Consider the following 688-nt stretch of genomic DNA (forward strand, 5'->3'; position numbering starts at 1 on the left):
GACAACTTATAGATAACCCATATTTAATAAAAAAGATGGGTTATCAAAGCCATGTTATTTTTAAGTATGAATACTCCTTATCTACTTGCCTTGATAGCGTGAATGATGCCTATTTAAGGTTAGTTAATAATCAAATATAGCGATAAGTTAGAAACTATACGTGACTTTACCATGCTATAAAAACTCTTTATTTGATTTAGATTTTGTTTTATAGATAGCGAGAATTTTAATCTATATATCATTAAAATCACTGATTAATCTTATTAAAACTTTATTTTTGTATTGCTAATGATGAATGGAATTACAGTTAAATATTTATAAGAAAATTAGTTGTAAATAAGGAGTAGTTGATCGAAATGAATGAACTAAGGAGAAGGTGATAGTATGGTAGACAAGGAAAATAAGTTATTTACAGTAGTAACATGTACTTATAATAGAAAAAAAGAATTAAAGACTTTATATAGTTCATTACTTAATCAAAAAGAGTTAAATTTTCAGTGGTTAGTAATAGATGATTGTAGTACAGATAATACTGACAGTATTGTAAAAAAGTGGAAGAATGATAATAATATTCCTATTTCGTATCACAAAATGGGAGAAAATGGAGGAAAGTATCGTGCATTAAACTATGCTTTAGAAAAAATAATAACCCCTCTTTTTATTATTATTGATAGCGATGACTATTTCG

General features: G+C 26.0%; 1 protein-coding gene. It reads left to right on the top strand.

From position 1 onward, the window contains the following. Positions 1-384: 384 nt before the first annotated feature. The coding region (locus tag HMPREF0549_RS08895) for a glycosyltransferase family A protein (protein WP_003717970.1) at positions 385-688 on the top strand (304 nt) is incomplete at its 3' end.

Source organism: Limosilactobacillus vaginalis DSM 5837 = ATCC 49540 (assembly GCF_000159435.1).
In the GTDB taxonomy this organism is placed as follows: domain Bacteria; phylum Bacillota; class Bacilli; order Lactobacillales; family Lactobacillaceae; genus Limosilactobacillus; species Limosilactobacillus vaginalis.